Source organism: Bradyrhizobium sp. 186 (assembly GCF_023101685.1).
Classification (GTDB): domain Bacteria; phylum Pseudomonadota; class Alphaproteobacteria; order Rhizobiales; family Xanthobacteraceae; genus Bradyrhizobium.
In genome coordinates, this window is the sequence record NZ_CP082164.1 from 5,931,041 (window position 1) to 5,949,346 (window position 18,306).

Annotated in this window: 20 protein-coding genes; 3 read left to right on the plus strand and 17 right to left on the minus strand. The window is 63.8% G+C overall.

The annotated features are described in order from the left end of the window. Positions 1-13: 13 nt before the first annotated feature. The 6 genes from IVB18_RS28540 to IVB18_RS28565 form a co-directional block, all read right to left on the minus strand. On the minus strand, positions 14-589 hold the full coding sequence (locus IVB18_RS28540; protein ID WP_247983727.1) for a MerR family transcriptional regulator: 576 nt from the start codon (positions 587-589) through the stop codon (positions 14-16). 24 nt (positions 590-613) lie between these two features. After that, positions 614-955 (minus strand): integration host factor subunit alpha, encoded by a 342-nt coding sequence (locus IVB18_RS28545; protein ID WP_247983728.1) that lies wholly within the window; start codon positions 953-955, stop codon positions 614-616. A 133-nt stretch (positions 956-1,088) separates the two neighbouring features. Further along, positions 1,089-2,069, minus strand: coding sequence for a beta-ketoacyl-ACP synthase III (locus IVB18_RS28550; RefSeq protein WP_247983729.1), 981 nt, complete (start codon positions 2,067-2,069; stop codon positions 1,089-1,091). Further along, positions 2,066-3,127 carry a phosphate acyltransferase PlsX gene (plsX, locus tag IVB18_RS28555; RefSeq protein WP_247983730.1) on the minus strand — a complete coding sequence of 354 codons (1,062 nt, stop codon included), beginning with the start codon at positions 3,125-3,127 and terminating at the stop codon, positions 2,066-2,068. Before plsX ends, IVB18_RS28550 begins: the two co-directional genes overlap by 4 nt. A gap of 297 nt (positions 3,128-3,424) precedes the next feature. After that, the gene (locus tag IVB18_RS28560; protein WP_247983731.1) at positions 3,425-3,985 is read right to left on the minus strand and encodes a YceD family protein; all 561 of its coding nucleotides are present in this window, start codon (positions 3,983-3,985) and stop codon (positions 3,425-3,427) included. Beyond that, on the minus strand, positions 3,982-4,536 hold the full coding sequence (locus IVB18_RS28565; protein ID WP_247983732.1) for a ubiquinol-cytochrome C chaperone family protein: 555 nt from the start codon (positions 4,534-4,536) through the stop codon (positions 3,982-3,984). The genes IVB18_RS28560 and IVB18_RS28565 overlap by 4 nt, the downstream gene beginning before the upstream one ends. A 98-nt stretch (positions 4,537-4,634) precedes the next feature. Here IVB18_RS28565 and bamE point away from each other — a divergent pair, with 98 nt between their 5' ends. Beyond that, a complete protein-coding gene (bamE, locus tag IVB18_RS28570) occupies positions 4,635-5,120 on the plus strand; it encodes an outer membrane protein assembly factor BamE (RefSeq protein WP_247983733.1) in 486 nt (161 codons plus the stop codon). Between the two features lie 96 nt (positions 5,121-5,216). Further along, positions 5,217-6,218: a tripartite tricarboxylate transporter substrate binding protein gene (locus IVB18_RS28575; RefSeq protein WP_247983734.1), complete on the plus strand. Its 1,002-nt coding sequence runs from the start codon at positions 5,217-5,219 to the stop codon at positions 6,216-6,218. A gap of 119 nt (positions 6,219-6,337) precedes the next feature. Here IVB18_RS28575 and IVB18_RS28580 read toward each other — a convergent pair whose 3' ends face one another. From IVB18_RS28580 to IVB18_RS28600, 5 genes are all read right to left on the minus strand, one after another. Further along, a complete protein-coding gene (locus IVB18_RS28580) occupies positions 6,338-6,610 on the minus strand; it encodes an acyl carrier protein (protein ID WP_247983735.1) in 273 nt (90 codons plus the stop codon). Then, positions 6,607-7,986, minus strand: a complete 1,380-nt coding sequence (locus IVB18_RS28585) for a hypothetical protein (protein ID WP_247983736.1) — start codon at positions 7,984-7,986, stop codon at positions 6,607-6,609. Before IVB18_RS28585 ends, IVB18_RS28580 begins: the two co-directional genes overlap by 4 nt. A 134-nt stretch (positions 7,987-8,120) precedes the next feature. Continuing rightward, positions 8,121-9,671 (minus strand): amino acid adenylation domain-containing protein, encoded by a 1,551-nt coding sequence (locus IVB18_RS28590; protein ID WP_247983737.1) that lies wholly within the window; start codon positions 9,669-9,671, stop codon positions 8,121-8,123. Continuing rightward, complete coding sequence (locus IVB18_RS28595) at positions 9,668-10,867, minus strand: class I SAM-dependent methyltransferase (protein WP_247983738.1); 1,200 nt, start codon at positions 10,865-10,867, stop codon at positions 9,668-9,670. Before IVB18_RS28595 ends, IVB18_RS28590 begins: the two co-directional genes overlap by 4 nt. Before the next feature lie 497 nt (positions 10,868-11,364). Further along, positions 11,365-13,485 carry a sodium-translocating pyrophosphatase gene (locus IVB18_RS28600; protein ID WP_247983739.1) on the minus strand — a complete coding sequence of 707 codons (2,121 nt, stop codon included), beginning with the start codon at positions 13,483-13,485 and terminating at the stop codon, positions 11,365-11,367. A gap of 8 nt (positions 13,486-13,493) precedes the next feature. Here IVB18_RS28600 and IVB18_RS28605 point away from each other — a divergent pair, with 8 nt between their 5' ends. Next, complete coding sequence (locus tag IVB18_RS28605; protein WP_247983740.1) at positions 13,494-13,682, plus strand: hypothetical protein; 189 nt, start codon at positions 13,494-13,496, stop codon at positions 13,680-13,682. A 27-nt stretch (positions 13,683-13,709) separates the two neighbouring features. Here the strand turns inward: IVB18_RS28605 and thiL are convergent, their stop codons facing one another. From thiL to nrdR, 6 genes are all read right to left on the minus strand, one after another. After that, positions 13,710-14,708: a thiamine-phosphate kinase gene (gene thiL / locus IVB18_RS28610; protein WP_247983741.1), complete on the minus strand. Its 999-nt coding sequence runs from the start codon at positions 14,706-14,708 to the stop codon at positions 13,710-13,712. Between the two features lie 208 nt (positions 14,709-14,916). Beyond that, positions 14,917-15,414 carry a transcription antitermination factor NusB gene (gene nusB / locus IVB18_RS28615; protein WP_247983742.1) on the minus strand — a complete coding sequence of 166 codons (498 nt, stop codon included), beginning with the start codon at positions 15,412-15,414 and terminating at the stop codon, positions 14,917-14,919. Positions 15,415-15,416: 2 nt separating this feature from the next. After that, entirely contained in the window at positions 15,417-15,908 is a 492-nt protein-coding gene (ribH, locus tag IVB18_RS28620; protein ID WP_247983743.1) for a 6,7-dimethyl-8-ribityllumazine synthase, read from the minus strand. Between the two features lie 150 nt (positions 15,909-16,058). After that, positions 16,059-16,667 carry a riboflavin synthase gene (locus IVB18_RS28625; protein WP_247983744.1) on the minus strand — a complete coding sequence of 203 codons (609 nt, stop codon included), beginning with the start codon at positions 16,665-16,667 and terminating at the stop codon, positions 16,059-16,061. Between the two features lies 1 nt (position 16,668). Beyond that, positions 16,669-17,817, minus strand: coding sequence for a bifunctional diaminohydroxyphosphoribosylaminopyrimidine deaminase/5-amino-6-(5-phosphoribosylamino)uracil reductase RibD (gene ribD, locus IVB18_RS28630; protein WP_247983745.1), 1,149 nt, complete (start codon positions 17,815-17,817; stop codon positions 16,669-16,671). Continuing rightward, positions 17,814-18,296, minus strand: a complete 483-nt coding sequence (gene nrdR / locus IVB18_RS28635) for a transcriptional regulator NrdR (protein ID WP_247983746.1) — start codon at positions 18,294-18,296, stop codon at positions 17,814-17,816. The genes ribD and nrdR overlap by 4 nt, the downstream gene beginning before the upstream one ends. Between the last annotated feature and the right edge of the window lie 10 nt (positions 18,297-18,306).

Consider the following 18,306-nt stretch of genomic DNA (forward strand, 5'->3'; position numbering starts at 1 on the left):
ATAAAACTCGCCCTCAGCCGTCCTTCAGCGCCAGGTCCAGCATTTCCCGGCAGGCGACGAGGTCGCCAAGCGCCCGTCCCAGCCGTTCCCGGTCGAGGGCGCTGGGGCCGGCCGGCGGCGCCGTGCCGCCCTTGCGGAAGGTGGTGAGGATTTCCTCGTCGTCGGTCTCGGCGAAGCGGAAGTCGATGCCTTCCGCCTCCTCGCCCTGGTAGTCGTCATCGTCGGTGTCGACCACGCCGCGGGTGGGCGCCTCGCCCCCGGGCTCCATCAGGCTCTGGCCGATGGCGTCCTCGATCGCCCCGAACGAGACCGCGGCCGAGCCGTCGGCGAGGCCCTGGACCGACTTGATGCCGTGTTCTTTCAGGATCCGCTGCACGCCGCGGATGGTGTAGCCCTCCCCGTAGAGGAGACGGCGGATGCCCTTGAGCAGATCGACGTCGTCGGGGCGGTAGTAGCGGCGGCCGCCGCTGCGCTTCATCGGCTTGATCTGGGAGAATCGGGTCTCCCAGAACCGCAGCACGTGTTGCGGAATGTCGAGTTCCTGCGCTACTTCGCTGATGGTGCGGAACGCATCCGGCGCCTTGTCCAAATGCCTGATCCTTTTGGAGAGCGGTTACGCCTCCGGTTGAACCTTGCTGCCGTCGCCATTGGTGCGGTGCTGGGCGTTGATCCGCTGCTTCAGGATGGCCGACGGCTTGAACACCATCACCCGGCGCGGCGAGATCGGCACCTCGGTGCCGGTCTTCGGATTGCGGCCGATGCGCTGACCCTTCTTGCGGACCATAAAGGAGCCGAACGAGGAGAGTTTCACCGTCTCGCCCCGTTCGAGGCAATCGGTGATCTCCTTCAGCACGAGTTCCACGAATGCCGACGATTCCGTGCGCGACAAGCCCACCTTCTGGTAGACGGCCTCGCAGAGATCAACACGCGTTACGGTTTTACTTGTATCGGTCATCGCCCTGCCCCACATCACGGCGAACAATTGTTGTCTGAAATTATGAGGTTACGATACGACGGTCAACAGCGCTCATCAATGCAGACGCATCGATAATCCACGCTGATTCGGGCAAAATTTTATCGAGTGTGGCTTACCAGCGCACCAGCGCGGAGCCCCAGGTGAAGCCGCCGCCCATCGCTTCCAGCAGAACCAGGTCGCCGCGCTTGATGCGGCCGTCCTTGCGCGCCACCGACAGCGCCAGCGGGATCGAGGCGGCCGAGGTGTTGCCGTGGCGATCGACCGTCAGCACCACCTTCTGCGGTGCGATATGGAGCTTGTGCGCGGAGGCATCGATGATTCGCTTATTGGCCTGGTGTGGCACGAACCAGTCGATATTTTCGGCATTGAGCCCGGTCGCCTCGAAGGCGTCCACGATCACGTCGGTGATCATGCCGACCGCGTGCTTGAAGACCTCGCGGCCCTCCATGCGCAGATGACCAACCGTCTGGGTCGAGGACGGTCCACCGTCGACGAACAGTTTTGCCTTGTGCCGGCCGTCCGAGCGCAGATGCGTGGTCACCACGCCGCGATCGGTCGCGGCGTTGCCCGGCTGCTCCTGCGCCTCCAGCACGACCGCGCCGGCGCCGTCGCCGAACAGCACGCAGGTGCCGCGATCGTTCCAGTCGAGGATGCGCGAGAAGGTCTCCGCGCCGATCACCAGCGCGCGCTTGTAGGTGCCGGTGCGCAGGAAATTGTCGGCGGTGGCGAGCGCGAACACGAAGCCCGAGCACACCGCCTGGAGATCGAACGCCGCGCCGTGGTGGATGCCGAGCGCATGCTGCACGGCAACCGCGCTCGCCGGAAACGTGTTGTCCGGCGTCGAGGTCGCGAGCACGATCAGCTCGATCGACTGCGCGTCCACGCCGGCGTCAGCGAGCGCAGCCTGCGCCGCCTTGAGCGCCAGGTGCGAGGTGAATTCGCCCTCGGCCGCGACATGCCGCTCGCGAATGCCGGTGCGTTGCACGATCCACTCGTCGGACGTGTCGATACGCGCCGCCAATTGGGCATTGGTCACCACCTGCTCCGGCAGATAGGCGCCGCAGCCCAGCACGACCGAACGAATTTGAGTCACGAAACATCCTCCGGCGCGGTCGGCACTGAATTGAGCGCACCCCCATCGCGGTTGAGCATCTGATTGATCTTGTTCAGAAGATCGAACTTGGCCATCTCATAGCCAACATCGATCGCATAGGCAAAGCCTTCGGCGTTGGTTCCGCCATGGCTCTTGACCACGACCCCGTTCAACCCAAGGAACACGCCGCCATTGGCCTTGTTGGGGTCCATCTTGTCGCGCAGCGTCTGGAAGGCACTGCGCGCGAAGAGATAGCCGAGCTTGGTCATCCAGCTCCGCCGCATCTCGTCGCGGAGCAATCCCGCGATCTGCCGCGCGGCTCCCTCGGTCGCCTTGAGCGCGATGTTGCCGCTGAAACCTTCGGTGACGATCACATCGGCCAGCCCCTTGCTGATGCCGTCGCCCTCGACGAAGCCGATATAGTCAAGCTGCGGCAGGTTCATCGCGCGCAGGATTTCCCCGGCCTCGCGGATCTCCTCGTGGCCCTTGATCTCCTCGACCCCGATATTGAGCAGGCCGACCGTGGGCCGCTTCTTGCTGAACAGCACGCTCGCCATCGCGCTACCCATTACTGCAAGCGCCACCAGATGGCGGGCATCGCCGCCGATGGTGGCGCCGAGGTCGAGCACGACGGAATCGCCGCGCATGGTCGGCCAGATCGCCGCGAGCGCCGGACGATCGATGCCCGGCAGCATGCGCAAATTGAAGCGCGCCATCGCCATCAGCGCGCCAGTGTTGCCGGCGGAGATCGCGACATCCGCCTCGCCCTTCTTGACGGCGTCGATGGCCAGCCACATCGAGGAGGTCTTGCGGCCGCGCCGCAGCGCCTGGCTCGGCTTATCCTCCATGCTGACCGCGACGTCGGTGTGGATGATCCGGGAGGCGGCCTTGAGCTCGGGGTGCCGGTCGAGCTCGGGCTCGATCCTGGCGCGGTCCCCGACCAGCAGGAACTCGGTCTCGCGATGCCTGCTGAGCGAGATGGCGGCGCCTGGAATGACCACGGCGGCGCCGACATCGCCTCCCATGGCGTCAAGCGCAATGCGAACCTTGCTTGGCATAAAAGTCCTGGAAACCTGGTGTGGCGCGGTCGTCAACTAGCGGGGCCGCGAAATGGGTTCGCCATGGACATGGCGACCGGCCAAGCGCGACGCCGCACCCGAACCGGGGCGCGACAATAGCGTTTTGTCATCCCGAAACAACCTCTTGCCCCCAGCCTTTTGCATTCAGGACGATCCGGCCCGAGATGCCGGAATTGGCATGAAAGACATATAAATCATAGAGATAAGACAGTGTTTCAAACCATCCAGGCAAACGCCTCACGTCCGGCCGGAGAACGACCCGCCCGGAACAGCCGGCTATTTGCCTTTCTTCTTGTCCTGGAGCGCTTTCAGCGCCGCGAACGGATGATCCTCGGGATCGGCAACGCTGACCTCCGCCTCGAACACGACGCCGGACTTGCGCGGATAGGGATCGATCGCCAGGAACAGCGCATCGGTGGCGAGCCGGCCGAGGTCAATGATGCCGGCAACGATCGCCTCCGGCGGATCGACGACGTCCTTGTCGTCCCGCCCTTCCTCGATCAGGTCGGCCAGCCGCCGCGCCTCGGCCTCTGGCGCGAACATCAGGTCGATCTCCTCCTCGATTTCGTTCTCGATCGGATCGAGCGTCACCACGCAGGTCTGGCCGATCCGGGCGCGGGCGTGGCCCGTGACGTGGATGCGGCCCCCGCTCGTCGGCGTGACATCGACGGCGGCCTGGGCGGACAGGATTTCGCGCACGCCAGCGAGTTCGGCCATCGCCTGCCGCTCGGCGGCGGAAGCCTCGAGCTCGCGGTGCAGGCCGGTGTCGGGGATGTGCGCGACGGTGACGGGGACGCGCCATGGATCGGGCTTGGATTCGGCATTCGGTCGGCTCATGGCGTGACATCCTCCTTGAGCGCTGAGGGAAACTTGAAGGACGCGCCCAGCAGAGCCGCCTCGTCGGTCCGGCCGAGATCGGCTTCCGTGGCCTCGGCGTAAGCCGCGAGCCGCCGCGCATGATCCATTCCGGCTCCATTCAAGATATTCTTGTAAATGGCCGATGCCAGCGCCTCGCCGCCACCCGCCATCGCCTCGTCATAGGCCTTCGCCCGGCCATAAAAGGCCTCGCCGAAGGCCCGCATCCGCTTCGGCACGGTCTGGTCGCCGATGCCCATCTCGCGCAGATTGTCGTCCATGTCCTCGCAGAAGCGGTCGAACAGCGCCTGGGACAGCTCCACGCCGCCGCCCTGCACGGTCCGCAGGCGCCGCAGCAACAGCCACAGGTGCAACAGCAACAGGTCGAAACGCCCGTTAACCGTATCAGGCACGCCCAAGTCCCGGTAAAATATGGGTTCTCGCGCCTGCGTCACGATCATGCCATAGATGGCCTGAATGGTGCCGCTCGGGGCTAGCCGGGGTTTCCTGAAGTGATTGAACGGCCAAAGCATTGTGGTTTCCGCAAGCGGGCGCGCGTGAGCTGCATTCAGATCCTCCGCCCGGTACTTCAGCGCCTCGCCCGACGCAAGGGGACGGAATCAGTTCCGCGATGACGATAACGAACCAGACCAGCCTGCGCGCGGACAAGCGGCGCGGCCTTCATTCACGCTGGCGCGCGTTGCGCATCGCTGCGGCCGCGGCCCTGGTCGGCGTGGCGCTTGTGGGCTGCACCGGCGAGCAATTCCAAAAGGGCTACATCCTGCCGCCCGGCGCGCTCGAGCAGATTCCGATTGGCGCGAGCCAGGACCAGGTGCTGATCGTGATGGGCACGCCCTCCACGGTCGCGACCCTCGACGGCGAAGTGTTCTACTACATCTCCCAGCGCTCGGAGCGCATGGTCGCCTTCATGAATCAGAAACTGGTCGACCAGCGCGTGATCGCGGTCTATTTCGACAAGAACCGGCGCGTGCGCCGGCTTGCGAATTACGGGCTCCAGGACGGCAAGATTTTCGACTTCATCAGCCGCACCACGCCGACGTCGGGCCAGGAGATGAGCTACCTCGCGCCGATCTTCAAGCTGATCAGCTTTAACTGAGGATTTAGCCTGCGGCGTCGTGCCGCCTCGTGCGACTTGCCGTTGCATGCCGCCTTCCCTACGCTCCCGGCAAAGCAAGAAGCAGGGAGTGGATTCGTGCCCAGAACTTTGTTGTCCCGCCGTCGCGTGCTCACCGGCGCTGCCGGCCTTTCGGCGGCGGCCATTCTGCCGCGCACAAGCCTTGCTGACTGGAAGCCCACTGAAAACGTGCGCCTCGTCGTGCCGGCCGCGGCCGGCGGCTCGACCGACGTGATGGGCCGGCTGCTGGCCGCGCATCTGCAAACCGCCTGGGGCCAGTCGGCTGTCGTGGAAAACCGCTCCGGCGGCGGCGGCACGATCGGAACGGCGGAGGTGGTGCGCTCGAAGCCGGACGGCCACACCATCCTGGTCGGCAATCCCGGTCCGAACGCGATCGCCTACAGCATCTTCAAGAACCTCACCTACAAGCCGGACCAGCTCCAGCCGGTCTCCAACATGATCCGGATCCCGAACATCGTCTCGGCGCATCCGAAGACCGGCATCAAGTCGATTCCCGAGCTGATCGCCTTCCTCAAGGCCAATCCGGACAAGCTCAGCTACGCCTCCTCCGGCGTCGGCCAGAGCCCTCACCTCACCGGCGCCTGGTTTCTCCAGCTCACCGGGCTGAAGATGACGCACATTCCGTTCCGCGGCGCAGGCCCCGCGCTCCAGGCCGCACTCGCCGGCGACATCCAGATCCTGTTCGACAACCTCTATCCGAGCCTGCCGCAGGTGCAGAACGGCACCCTCACCGGCCTCTGCGTCACCACGCCGGAGCGTAGCGATCTCGCGCCGAACCTGCCGACCATGCGCGAGAGCGCGCCGGAGCTTGCCAATTTCGACGTCTCGTCGTGGTTCGCGGTATTCCTGCCCAAAGGCGCGCCCGCCCCCGTGATCGAGGCGCTCAATCTCCAAGTGAAGGCGATGCTCGAACGCGACGACATCAAGAAGAACATCGTCGCCATGGGCGCCCGCGCCGACTACGGCACGCCGCAGCAGTTCTCCGACTTCGTGGACGCCGAGACGAAGAAGTTCGCCGGCATCATCCAGAAGGAAGGTCTTCAGATGGATGTGCAGTAGCTCTCGTGTCCCGGACGCGGTGCAGCGTGCAAGGCTGCGCCGCGCTTGCGGGGTGCACGAGTGCCAACATCGTTGCGAACGGAATTGGCGCCACTAGCGGAATCGCCTCACGTCGGTTTCTACGCAGGCTCGGTCGACGGCTGCTCCACCAAACCGGCGATGGCCGAAATCGAGTCCAGGCGCGTCAAGTCGAAACCGATCTCGGAAAAATTGATCCCATGGTCGGTCTCGATGCTCATTATGAGCTCTACTGCGTCGAGTGAATCGAGACGTCCACTGGTAAACAGCAGATCGTCGTCGGTAAGCGGCGCGCTATCGCCCTTCATGAGGAGCCGTTGCACAATGTAGCGCCGCATTTGCGATCTAGTTTCAGAGCAAGCTTTCGTGGTCATGTCGTTACTCCCAGGAGATAAAACAGGAATTCGGCGCGTTGCCAGAGCGAATGCTCGCGGTCCAACGGCGCGTCGAAGACGTGAATCAGACAAAAGAAGCTCGAAACCCACAGGCAGGGCAGCAAGCGGCTACGCAGCCGTCCTCGCGACGCCGGCCGTCGTGCGCGACGCATCTGCGAGAGCCCCACGCTGATGGCCAGCACCAGTGTATAAAACGCATGCGATTGTTGACCGATCACGGCCCTCCAAAGGCCCATTTCGCCGACGAAATGAATGTCGCGAATGAAATGAAATAGCAGGTTGCCGGCACAGGCTGCTGCAAAGGTCGCGAAGAACATTCGAAACCGGCGATGGCCGCGGAAACAGCGAACAAAGGTCGGGTAAAAGAAATGGTCGACGAGCAGTTCCTTGTAATAGAAGTAATAGCGATTCCAGAATTCGGCGAGTGTCGTTGACTCCAGAGGCCGGTAGGTGTTGCGCAGCAGGCGAAAACCGGCGAGCCGCGCCGTTGCTACGATGATGCCGCCGAACACCGTCATGCTGAGCAGGTCTTGCACAAAGAAGCTGACGAGGCTGGCCCACCCGACGAAACGCGGCAAGGGATGACCTGCGAGATACTGCAGCAAGTTGTCGTCGAACATTGGCAGCCGCAACTGACCGTGGACGAGTTCGCCGAGACAAATCTTGACGATAGCCAGCACTAACGTCCAAGCCGCAAGCTTGACGCCCTTGAGTTGCGTGACCGCGAGCTCCTCGAGTGTCTTGGCCTCGAAGCGGCGGAGATAAGACAGCCCCTTCCCGAACGGCGTCAGCGACGATCCCCAGAAGGGATGAAAAACGCTCAGACGCTGCCACACCGGAGATTGCTCCTTGCCGGCATCGGCAAGACCGTAAGCAAGGAACCATAGGTAGGGCTGGGATGTCATCAGGAACGACCAAAGCAGAACGCGTGGCACGCCGGCCATGAGCGTTGCTTGCGTCATCAAAACAAGCGCGAGGAATACGAGCAACACGCTGAGCGTTGGGCGGCGGAGCACGATGCACGCTGAACCTTGCATCGCCAGCAGGCCCGAGAACAGCGCAAACACCACCACCAACATGCCCGCCGCCAGCAGCGGTTGATGGATACGGTCCGCGACGCCTTCGTGAACGGCCAATCGGTCGAGAAACGCGCTGTCGATCAGGAAGCCGCTGCGGCAAAGCAACAGCAAGGTTGCCAGCAAGATTAGGACGCGCCGGTGCCGCCCAGCGTAGGCGCACGCCATCGCGAGACCCGCCGCCGAAAAGTCGATTCCTATCTGCCAGAGCAGCACGGCGAGCAGCCCGACCGTGCAGCAAAGCAGCAGCCGGCCGCGGATTCCCTGGGCGCCCGCCACAAGTCTCGGGTCCCGATCGATCTGAGGGATCAGCCGCCACGACGGCTTCACGAGAAAACCCGCGGCCGCGTAGCCATAGGGCTGGCTTTCAACGCTCATCGGAAAATGCGCGCGAACGCTGCTGGCTCTGGCATCTACGAGGCCCTTGCGAAAGCTTCACCAAGCAGTGACGCGACCGAGCGCCGGTCCGCCTTGCCATTGGCGTTGACGGGAATGTCCTCCAGCCAAACGTATCGGCTGGGCACCATGTAAGCGGGAAGGCGCGCAGCGCAGTGCTGGCGCAAATCGTTTTCCGCCGTTCTTGCACCCGAATACGCAGCGAGGAGCCGACTTGCGCCATTGGCATCGTGAAGCACCACAGCGAGGGCACGCGTGATTCCCTTGCACGCCGCCAGGGCGTGGTCGATCTCCTCCAGCTCGACCCGATAACCCCGAAGTTTGACCTGATTGTCCGCGCGGCCGCGAAAACGGAGCACGCCCGTTTCAGGTTCGGCTTCCACGAGATCACCGCTCCGATAGAGTATCGATCGATAGCCGTCGATCAGCGGGTCCTGACAGAAACGGCGGGTCGTCTCTTGCGGATTATTTATGTAACCAAGCCCCACTCCCGGGCCTCCCAGCCACAATTCACCGGCAGTGCCCGCGGCGACCGGATTCAGGTCTTTGTCCAGAATCCGGTAGCTAAAATTGGGATTAAGCCGCCCCAAGGGAGCCAACCCGTCGGTGGTGTCAAAAACGGATTCGACGATCTCGAAACCGCTGCAAATGCAGCTTGTCTCGGTCGGGCCGTAGCAATTGATCAGCTTCGCCTTGCCAGCAAACGCGTCATAGAACCTACGAAGCCGGGCCAGCGGAAATCCCTCACCGCCGAACATGAACCTGCTGACGGTCGGCAGCCACTCGGGGCTCAGAAGATGGATGGAGTCGAGGAACATGAAGAGCGTCGGCACGGCGAAGAAGAACGTGCACTGATGCCTCGCGATCTCCGATACCAGTTCCGCAGGTGGCCGCCCCTTCAGCGCGTCCAGCGCGACAATCGCCGCTCCGTTCAGCAATCCGGCATAAATGTCAAAGACCGAATTATCGAAATAGATCGGATTGACATTCGTCAACCGGTCTCCGGGCCCAATTCCAAGATCGCTCTTCGCCCACTCGATCAAGTGAATCACCCCTTGATGGGGTATGACCACGCCCTTCGGCTCGCCCGTCGACCCGGATGTGAACATGACATAGGCGGGATCGGCCCCGGTAATCAGGGATGTTTGCGGCAGATTGTCGTCGTCAAGGTTCGAAACGGCATGATGCAAGGCCGCTCGGGCGCCTGCATCGCTGATCAATGTCCGCGTGCCAGATCCCTCGCGCACGCTCACGATCAGCGCGGGCCGGCATCGCTCCAACATCAGCCGTGCACGTTCCGCCGGGGCCGCGGGATCGAGGAATGCATAAGGCGCTCCGATTTTGATGCAGGCCATGGCGAGAGCGTAGGCTTCGGCAATCTTCGGCAGTTCAAGGCACACCACAGCGCCTTTGTTCACACCCTGCGACATCAACCATCGAGCCAACCGGTTTGCTGACCTGTTGAGGTCCGAAAAAGTGCAGCTATCGCCTTCGCAGAACAGCGCGACAGCGCCCGGCGAGGACGCCACGACCTCTTCGAAATGCAGCCCCAGATTATAGGCAGTCATACCTGTGCCTCGATTGCTTCAGCGTTGCCGGGATCGCCCGGCGCGATCGGCGACGCCTGCACAATTTCGGCAAAATCTCGCTGGTTGAGCGCAATCACGACCTCGGGCAATTGCGCCTCTGAAAACCGAGCCCGCAACACGTTCCCGAGCTCCATGCTGAGATGCTGAAGGAACGCGGCGGCCATCGGGTCCGTCGCCAACGGCCTGCCCTCATTTGTCCGGTTTTCCGTTCGCAGCGCGAGGCTGCTGCTGTCCCTGCAAGCTGAAGCAGCTTCACGGTCGACACGCAGCACAACGTCATACCGATACCGGGTCAGTTCGTAGCTCGATCCGCGCTTGAGCAGGATTTCCGCGCCAGATATCCGTGCGATGGATTCGGAGACGCTCTGAAAATAGCAGGGATCGATGACTAGCTCGCGCTCTTGGGCGATCGACAAGGAAATCTTTCGCTCGAGCCACGCCTCCGTGACTCCCGATGGCACTCTTGCGGATTGAACTTCACGGTGGAAAACCCGCAAGAGCTCGAGGTTACGAACGTCACCGATGAAGATGTGGCCTCCAGGAGCCACCAGATTGGCGGCTTGTTCCAAGACCATGTGCAAATATTCGATCCCGGGGAAATATTGCACGACCGAGTTGAGAACCACTGCGTCGAACGATTGTGGTGACAAGCCTCTGAAATCCGTAGCTTCCCGCTCGAGAAATTCGACATGCCGTAGCTCAGGCTTCGACTGCGCAAACGCGCGCAACCGGCGAACGGCCACCGGCGAGAGGTCCGTCCCACAATACACTTCACACGCCGGTGCGAGCTGTTCGACGAGCAGTCCGACGCCACACCCGACTTCCAATATCCGCCTTGCACCGAGTGCACGAATACGCTGAATCGTACAATCCAGCCACTCGACCATTTCGGGTTCCGGAATGGGTTTGTTCGTGAAGTTGCTGGTCCAACCGACGAACGATGGCACAAAGCTGTCAGCGGCATCGCGATACACTTGATCGAACGCCCGCCGCCATTGCGTAACCCTCCGATCTGTCTCGGCCTGATGGCACCTCGACTTGCCGGCGCTGAGACGATTGGGGTCAATTGCGGCGAAAGCGATCCTGAACTGGCGGCCGTCGTGACTCTGCTCGGCACTGAGGACAGCATCCGCCACGTCCGGATGCGCCATCAGTGCGCGCTCAATCTCGTTCATGGGGAGCGCACGCAACGGAACCTCCTTTTTCAGTCGGCAGGCAACGCGCACCCTGAACATGTTGAGAGCGCTTCGCGCCGCACACGAGATGAGGAGGAACCCAGACGCGTGTGCTACGGAAATTCGCGAAAATGCAGCCAAAAACCTCGCGAAATTCTAGAATGCAGCCGGTTAAGCAACCTTAAATATAGCGCATTCAGTATCCGCAAAGCTCCGAGTCTTCGCTCCTGAACGGAGGGTCTGTGCGTCTCCGCAACCCAAACCTGCGCCTTTCCCGGCATTTCGGACGCTTTTTCTTCTTTTCTTGCGGAATTGTTGATGCCAGGCAATGTGCACCGCTCCGCGCGAGGCTTGCCCTCGCGGCCTCGACAGGCGGCTCTTGCTAACCTGGCTCGTTCCGGATCCGGACGACGCGTCAACACAGCGCCTGGTTGCTCTCAAAGCAAGACCCCCGCGGCCTGCGCCGCGGGGGTCTTCGTTCCACGCGATGTCGTGCTTCAGTGCGCCAGGATCGCCAGCAGCAGCAAGGCCACGATGTTGGTGATCTTGATCATCGGGTTCACCGCGGGACCGGCCGTGTCCTTGTAGGGATCGCCGACGGTGTCGCCGGTCACCGCGGCCTTGTGGGCGTCAGAGCCCTTGCCGCCGAAATGGCCGTCCTCGATGTACTTCTTGGCGTTGTCCCAGGCTCCGCCGCCCGAGGTCATGGAGATCGCGACGAACAGGCCCGTCACGATCACGCCGAGCAGCATCGCGCCCACGGCGGAGAACGCCGCCGACTTGCCGGCCACGCCGCCGCCCGCGATGGCGTAGATCAGGAAGTAGACGACGATCGGTGATAGCACCGGCAGCAGCGAGGGGATGATCATCTCCTTGATCGCCGCCTTGGTCAGCAGGTCGACCGCCTTGCCGTAGTCGGGCTTGTCGGTGCCCTGCATGATGCCAGGCTTCTCGCGGAACTGACGCCGCACCTCCTCGACGATCGCACTCGCTGCACGGCCCACAGCCGTCATACCCATCGCGCCGAACAGATACGGCAGCAGACCACCGAACAGCAAGCCCACGACGACGTAGGGATTATTGAGCGAGAAGTCCGGATTGACGCCGGCGAAATAGGGATGGTTCGCGGAGTCCGCAACGAAGAACTTGAGGTCCTGATTGTAGGCAGCAAACAGCACCAGTGCACCGAGACCGGCGGAGCCGATCGCGTAGCCCTTGGTGACCGCCTTGGTGGTGTTGCCGACCGCGTCGAGCGCGTCGGTCGACTTGCGCACCTCCTTCGGCAGGCCCGCCATCTCGGCGATGCCGCCGGCGTTGTCGGTCACCGGGCCGAACGCGTCGAGCGCGACGACCATGCCGGCCAGAGCCAGCATTGTCGCGGTTGCGATCGCGATCCCGAACAGACCGGCGAGGCTGTAGGTGACCAGGATGCCGGCGATGATGACGAGCGCGGGCAGCGCGGTCGCCTCCATCGAGACGGCGAGGCCCTGGATCACGTTGGTGCCGTGACCGGTCACCGAGGCCTGGGCGATCGACTTCACCGGACGATAGTCAGTGCCGGTGTAGTATTCGGTGATCCAGATGATCAGCGCGGTGACGGCGAGGCCGACGATTCCGCACTCGAACAGCGCCATGCCGGTAAAGTCGACGCCGTCGAGCTTGCCGAAGCCGATCAGGGAGTAGATCACGCCGGCGATGCCGACGAGCGACAGAACGCCGGTCGCGATCAGACCCTTGTAGAGCGCGCCCATGATCGACTGGCTCGGCCCGAGCTTGACGAAGAAGGTGCCGATGATCGAGGTGATGATGCAGATACCGCCAATCGCGAGCGGCAGCGTCATCATGTTCATGAGGATCGGTGTCTTGGCGAAGAAGATCGCGGCGAGCACCATGGTGGCGACCGCAGTCACCGCATAGGTCTCGAACAAGTCAGCCGCCATGCCGGCGCAGTCGCCGACGTTGTCACCGACGTTGTCGGCGATGGTCGCCGGATTGCGCGGATCGTCCTCGGGAATACCGGCCTCGACCTTGCCGACGAGGTCGCCGCCGACGTCCGCACCTTTGGTGAAGATGCCGCCGCCGAGACGCGCGAAGATCGAGATCAGCGAGGCACCGAAGCCGAGCGCCACCATGGCGTCGACGACGGTGCGGCTGTCAGGCGCGAGCTTCAGCGAATAGACCAGGAAGCCGAAGTAGAGGGTCACGCCGAGCAGCGCGAGACCCGCCACCAGCATGCCGGTGATCGCGCCCGCCTTGAAGGCGAGCTCGAGGCCGCCGGCGAGCGACGTCGTCGCGGCCTGGGCGGTGCGCACATTGGCGCGGACCGAGACGTTCATGCCGATGAAGCCAGCCGCCCCCGACAGGATGGCGCCGATGGCGAAACCGATCGCGACGTAGAGACCGAGCAAATAGGCAAGCAGCACGAAGATGACGATGCCGACCAGGCCGATCGTGGTGTACTGACGCCGCAGGTAGGCCTGTGCGCCCTCGCGCACTGCCTCCGCGATCTCCTGCATGCGCGGCGACCCCGCGTCCGCACTCAAAACCGAAGACGTTGCCCAGATCGCGTAGACGACGGAAAGCACTCCGCAGAGCACTATCAACCATAATGCTGTCATGTGATTTTTTGCCTCAGATCCTTGATGAACGTACCCCCGGCGCCTTTGTTTTCCGTCGTGCGGTGCGGCGCCTTTATGTTGAACAGGGCCGCCCCTTGCCCGAAGGGGCGGCCCTGTTCGGTCACAAGCTTGCCAAAATCAGAATGCGGGTGCAACGCCGTAAGCAGCCGAAAAAGCCGATCTCGGCAGGTATTTAGGACGCGAGCGCCGGTTTTGAAGAATTTTTAGAAGTGGCTGTACGAGAGCCGCTTCAAGGCCAGTTCCCTGCCCTGCCCATCCAGGAAGCGCGGCCGCTCACGGCCCTCGACGATCATGCCGATCGCCGTAACGCCGATACCCGCCGCCCGCCCCGCGGCAATCAGCGCATCGCTTTGCGCCGCCGGCACGGTGCAAAGCACCTCATAGTCGTCGCCCCCGGCCAGCAATGTCTCAACGCAAACGGCGTCGCGCACAACGAGGCCGGCGGCGGCCGCCGAGAGCGGCACGCTCGCCACGTCGATGGCGGCTGAGACGCCTGATGCCGCACAGAGCTTTGTCAGATCCCCGGCGAGCCCGTCGGAAACATCCATCGCAGCCGTTGCATAGTCACGCACGGCCTGCGCCAACGCATTGCGCGGCCGCGGCACGCGATAGCGATCGATCAGGTAGTCCTGCGCAGCGCGATCCTGTGCGAGCGCGGCCGCTACCGCGCCGCCCGTGAGCACGTCGAGACCGAGGGCCGCGTCACCGATCGTCCCCGTCACCAGGATACGATCGCCCGGCTTCGCGCCGGTGCGGCCGACCATCCGCCCTTGCGGTACGCGACCGAAGGCGGTGATCGAGACCATCTGCGGCCCCGGCGTCGATACCGTGTCGCCACCGAGCAGCGGACAGGCGAAGGTTTTCGCGTCCTCGCCCAGCGCATCCGCGAACGGCCTGAGCCAGGCATCCTCCCTGCTGCGCAGCGCCAGCGTCAGCACGAAGCCGGCAGGCACAGCGCCCTTGGCGGCGAGATCGGACAGGTTCACCCGCAGCGCCTTGCGCGCAATGGTGTCGGGCGGATCACCGGCAAGATAATGCACGCCCTCGACCACGGCGTCGGTGGTGACGACGATGTCCTCGCCGAGCGATTGCAGGATGGCGGCGTCGTCGACCAGCCCCAACGCGCCGGGATCGGTCGCCAGCGGCATGAAATAGCGCGCGATGAGGGAATCTTCGCCGGAGGGATTGTGAGGGTTTGACATCGCTTAACCCCAAACTCCGCTGTCATCGTCCGGCTTGACCGGGCGATCCAGTATTCCAGAGACGGTCGAGTCAGATCGATAGGCTGCGGCGTACTGGATGCCCCGCCGGAGCCTGTCATCGGGCTCGCCGAAGGCGAGACCCGGTGGCGGGGCATGACAGGCGAATATGGGGCAGCCGCATCGCATCACTTCACCGCCCTCGCGGAACCTACCCCCGCCCGAACTCGTCACCGCGAAACTGGCGGCCGATCTGGTCGAGCACCGCATTCACCATGCCGGTCTCCTCACGGTCGACGAAGGCGTTGGCGACGTCGACGTATTCGGACACGACGACGCGGCCCGGCACGTCCTTGCGGTGCTCCAGCTCGTAGGCTCCGGCCCGCAGCACCGCGCGCAAAATCGCTTCGATGCGTTTCAACGGCCAGCCCTTCGACAGCGCCTCGTCGATCAGGGGATCGAGCTTCTTCTGGTCGCGCACGACGCCCGAAACGACGTCGCGGAAGAACGCGGCTTCCGCCGGCAGATACGTGTCGCCCTCGACCTCATTGCCGAGCCAATGGCTCTCAAACTCTGCAAAAATGTCGTTGATGCCGGCACCGGCGATGTCCATCTGGTAGAGCGCCTGCACGGCGGCGAGCCGCGCGGCACCGCGCCGGTTCGCTTTCTTCTCTGTGCCAGCGGGCGGCTTTTTGCTGTGATCGACCATGATCAAGCCCGCGCCAGTCGGTGCTTGATGCGCAGCATCGCAATCGCGGCGCGCGCGGCATCGCCGCCCTTGTTGAGTTCGCTGGCACGAGCCCGCGCCCAGGCCTGCGCCTCGGTGTTGACGGTGAGGATGCCGTTGCCGAGCGGCAGCTTGCGCGATACCGCAAGGTCCATCAGCGCGCGGGAGGATTCCTGCGAGACGATCTCGAAATGGATGGTGTCGCCGCGGATCACGCAGCCGAGCGCAATCGCGGCGTCATAGGGCTTGCCGTTGGCCGCCGCGGCATCGACCGCGATAGCCACCGCCGCCGGAATCTCAAGCGCGCCGGGAACCGTGATGACGTCGTGCGTCAGGCCGGCCGCCTTCAGCTCGGCCACCGCCCCATCCAGCAGCGCGTCCTGGAGGTCGTCATAGAACCGCGCCTCGACAATCAGCGCGCGCGCGCCGGCAATGTCGGTCTGGTCCTTCAGGGGTGCGCGCCGCGCGTCTGCCATCGTTCAATCCGTTTCACAGGGTAGGCGCGGTATGTAGTCGCCGCGAGCCGGTAAGCCAAGTTCAAAGAGATTGTCATTCCGGGATGGCGCGCAAGCGCCAGACCCGGAATCTCGAGATTCCGGGTACGCCCCGGAATGACGGCTGCGCCGTCACTTCATTTCCGTCAGCCGCGCCGCGTAGCGGGCCATCAGATCGACCTCGATATTGACCTCGCCGCCAACCTTCCAGCCGCTCAGCATGGTCACGTTCAGAGTATGCGGGATGATCAGCACCGAAAAGGTCGCGTCCGCAACCGTATTGACGGTCAGCGACACACCGTCGAGCGTGATCGAGCCCTTGGTGGCGATGAACCGCGCCAGCTCCTGCGTCGTGCTGAACTCGAACCGCGCCATGTCCGGCAGATCCTCGCGGCTGACGATGGTCGCGATCCCGTCGGCATGGCCGGCGACGATATGGCCGCCGAGTTCGTCGCCGATCTTCAGCGCGCGCTCGAGGTTGAGCCTGGTGTCGACCTTCCAATGTCTTGCGGTGGTCAGCGCCAGCGTCTCGGCCGCAGCATCGACGTCGAACCAGGATTTACCGGCTTCGACACCGGAGGCCACGACGGTCAGGCAGACGCCGTTGCAGGCAATGGAAGCGCCATCGGCGATGGTCGCGCGATCGTAGCGGCAGGCAATGCGCAGACGATGCAGCTGCCCCTGCGCCGTCGGCGTCAGGCTGACGATCTCGCCAATATCGGTGACAATGCCGGTGAACATGTTAGGCGCGCTCGTAGATGGTGAGAGTATCGTGGTTGAATGTCTCGCTAGCATGAACGCGGAAGGCCTGCGACTGCGTGATTTTCGACAGGGGCAATGCATCGAGCGCATCCACGCCGTCACTGCCCACCTCTTTCGCTCCACGGAACAGCCATATCTCGTCAACCAAGTCGGCGGCCACGAATGATGCCGCAACGCGGCTGCCACCCTCGACCATCAGCCGGGTGATACCCTTCTCGCCCAGCGCATGCAGCACGGCCGGAAGATCGAGTCTGGATGCGCTCCCCTGCGGTACGCGGATGACCTGCGCGCCGGCAGCGCCAAGCCGCGTTGCGGCCGCGGCTTCGGCGAGCTCAGAACCCACCACCCAGAGCGGCGTCTCGCGCGCAAAATGCACGAGCTGGCTCGATGCCGGAATGCGAAGGCTCCGGTCGAGCACCACACGCACCGGCGAGCGCGCCGCCATACCCGGCAGGCGGCAGGTGAGCTGCGGATCGTCCGCCAGCACCGTGCCGATGCCGACCAGGATGGCATCGCTCTGCGCGCGCAACAGATGCACGCGATCGCGCGCGGCTTCACCGGTAATCGCAACCGGCTTGCCGGCGGCGGCGCCGATCTTGCCGTCGGGCGAGACCGCGAGCTTCAGGATCACGTGCGGGCGCTTGTCGCGGACACGGCGGAAATGCCCGGCGTGGTCAAAAGCGGCGTCCGACGCGCACAGGCCCACATCCACCGTGATGCCGGCGGCGCGCAACCTCGCATGGCCCTGGCCCGCGACTTCCGGATTGGGATCCTCGATCGCCGTCACTACCCGCGTGATGCCGGCTGCGATCACCGCATTCGCGCAAGGCGGCGACTTGCCGAAATGCGAGCACGGCTCCAGCGTGACGTAGAGCGTGGCGCCGCGCGCCGCCTCGCCGGCCCGCCGCAGCGCCTCAGGCTCTGCATGCGGGCGACCACCTGCTTGCGTCCAGCCGCGGCCGACGATCACCCCGTCCTTGACGATGACGGCACCGACGGCCGGATTGGGCCAGGTGCGCCCCTGCCCGCGGCGGCCGAGTGCCAGCGCAAGCTGCATGAAACGGCGATCGGCGTCCTTGGACTCGCGGGCCTTCTGCGCAAACTGATCTTCCAGGATGCGGAAGATCATTTGCGGATCGCCGCGAGCCGCGCTTCCTCCTCACCCGAGAGCTCGCCGAGCACGTCGGCGAAATCCTTGGCCTCGCGGAAATTTCGGTAGACCGAGGCGAAGCGCACATAGGCAACGTCGTCGAGCGTGCGCAGATGCTCCATCACGGTCTCGCCGATCACCTCGGAGGAGATTTCGGCCTCGCCGCCGGTCTCCAGCTCGCGCACGATGGTGGAGACCATCTTCTCGACCCGCTCCGGCTCGACCTGCCGTTTGCGCAGCGAGACCTGCACCGAGCGCATCAGCTTGTCGCGGTCGAACGGCACGCGCCGGCCGTTGCGCTTGATCACGGTGAGCTCGCGCAACTGCACGCGCTCAAAGGTCGTAAAGCGGAAATTGCAGGCGACGCACACGCGCCGCCTGCGGATCACGGAAGAGTCCTCGGTCGGACGCGAGTCCTTTACCTGCGTATCGAGACTGTTGCAGTTCGGGCAGCGCATCCGTTTGCCT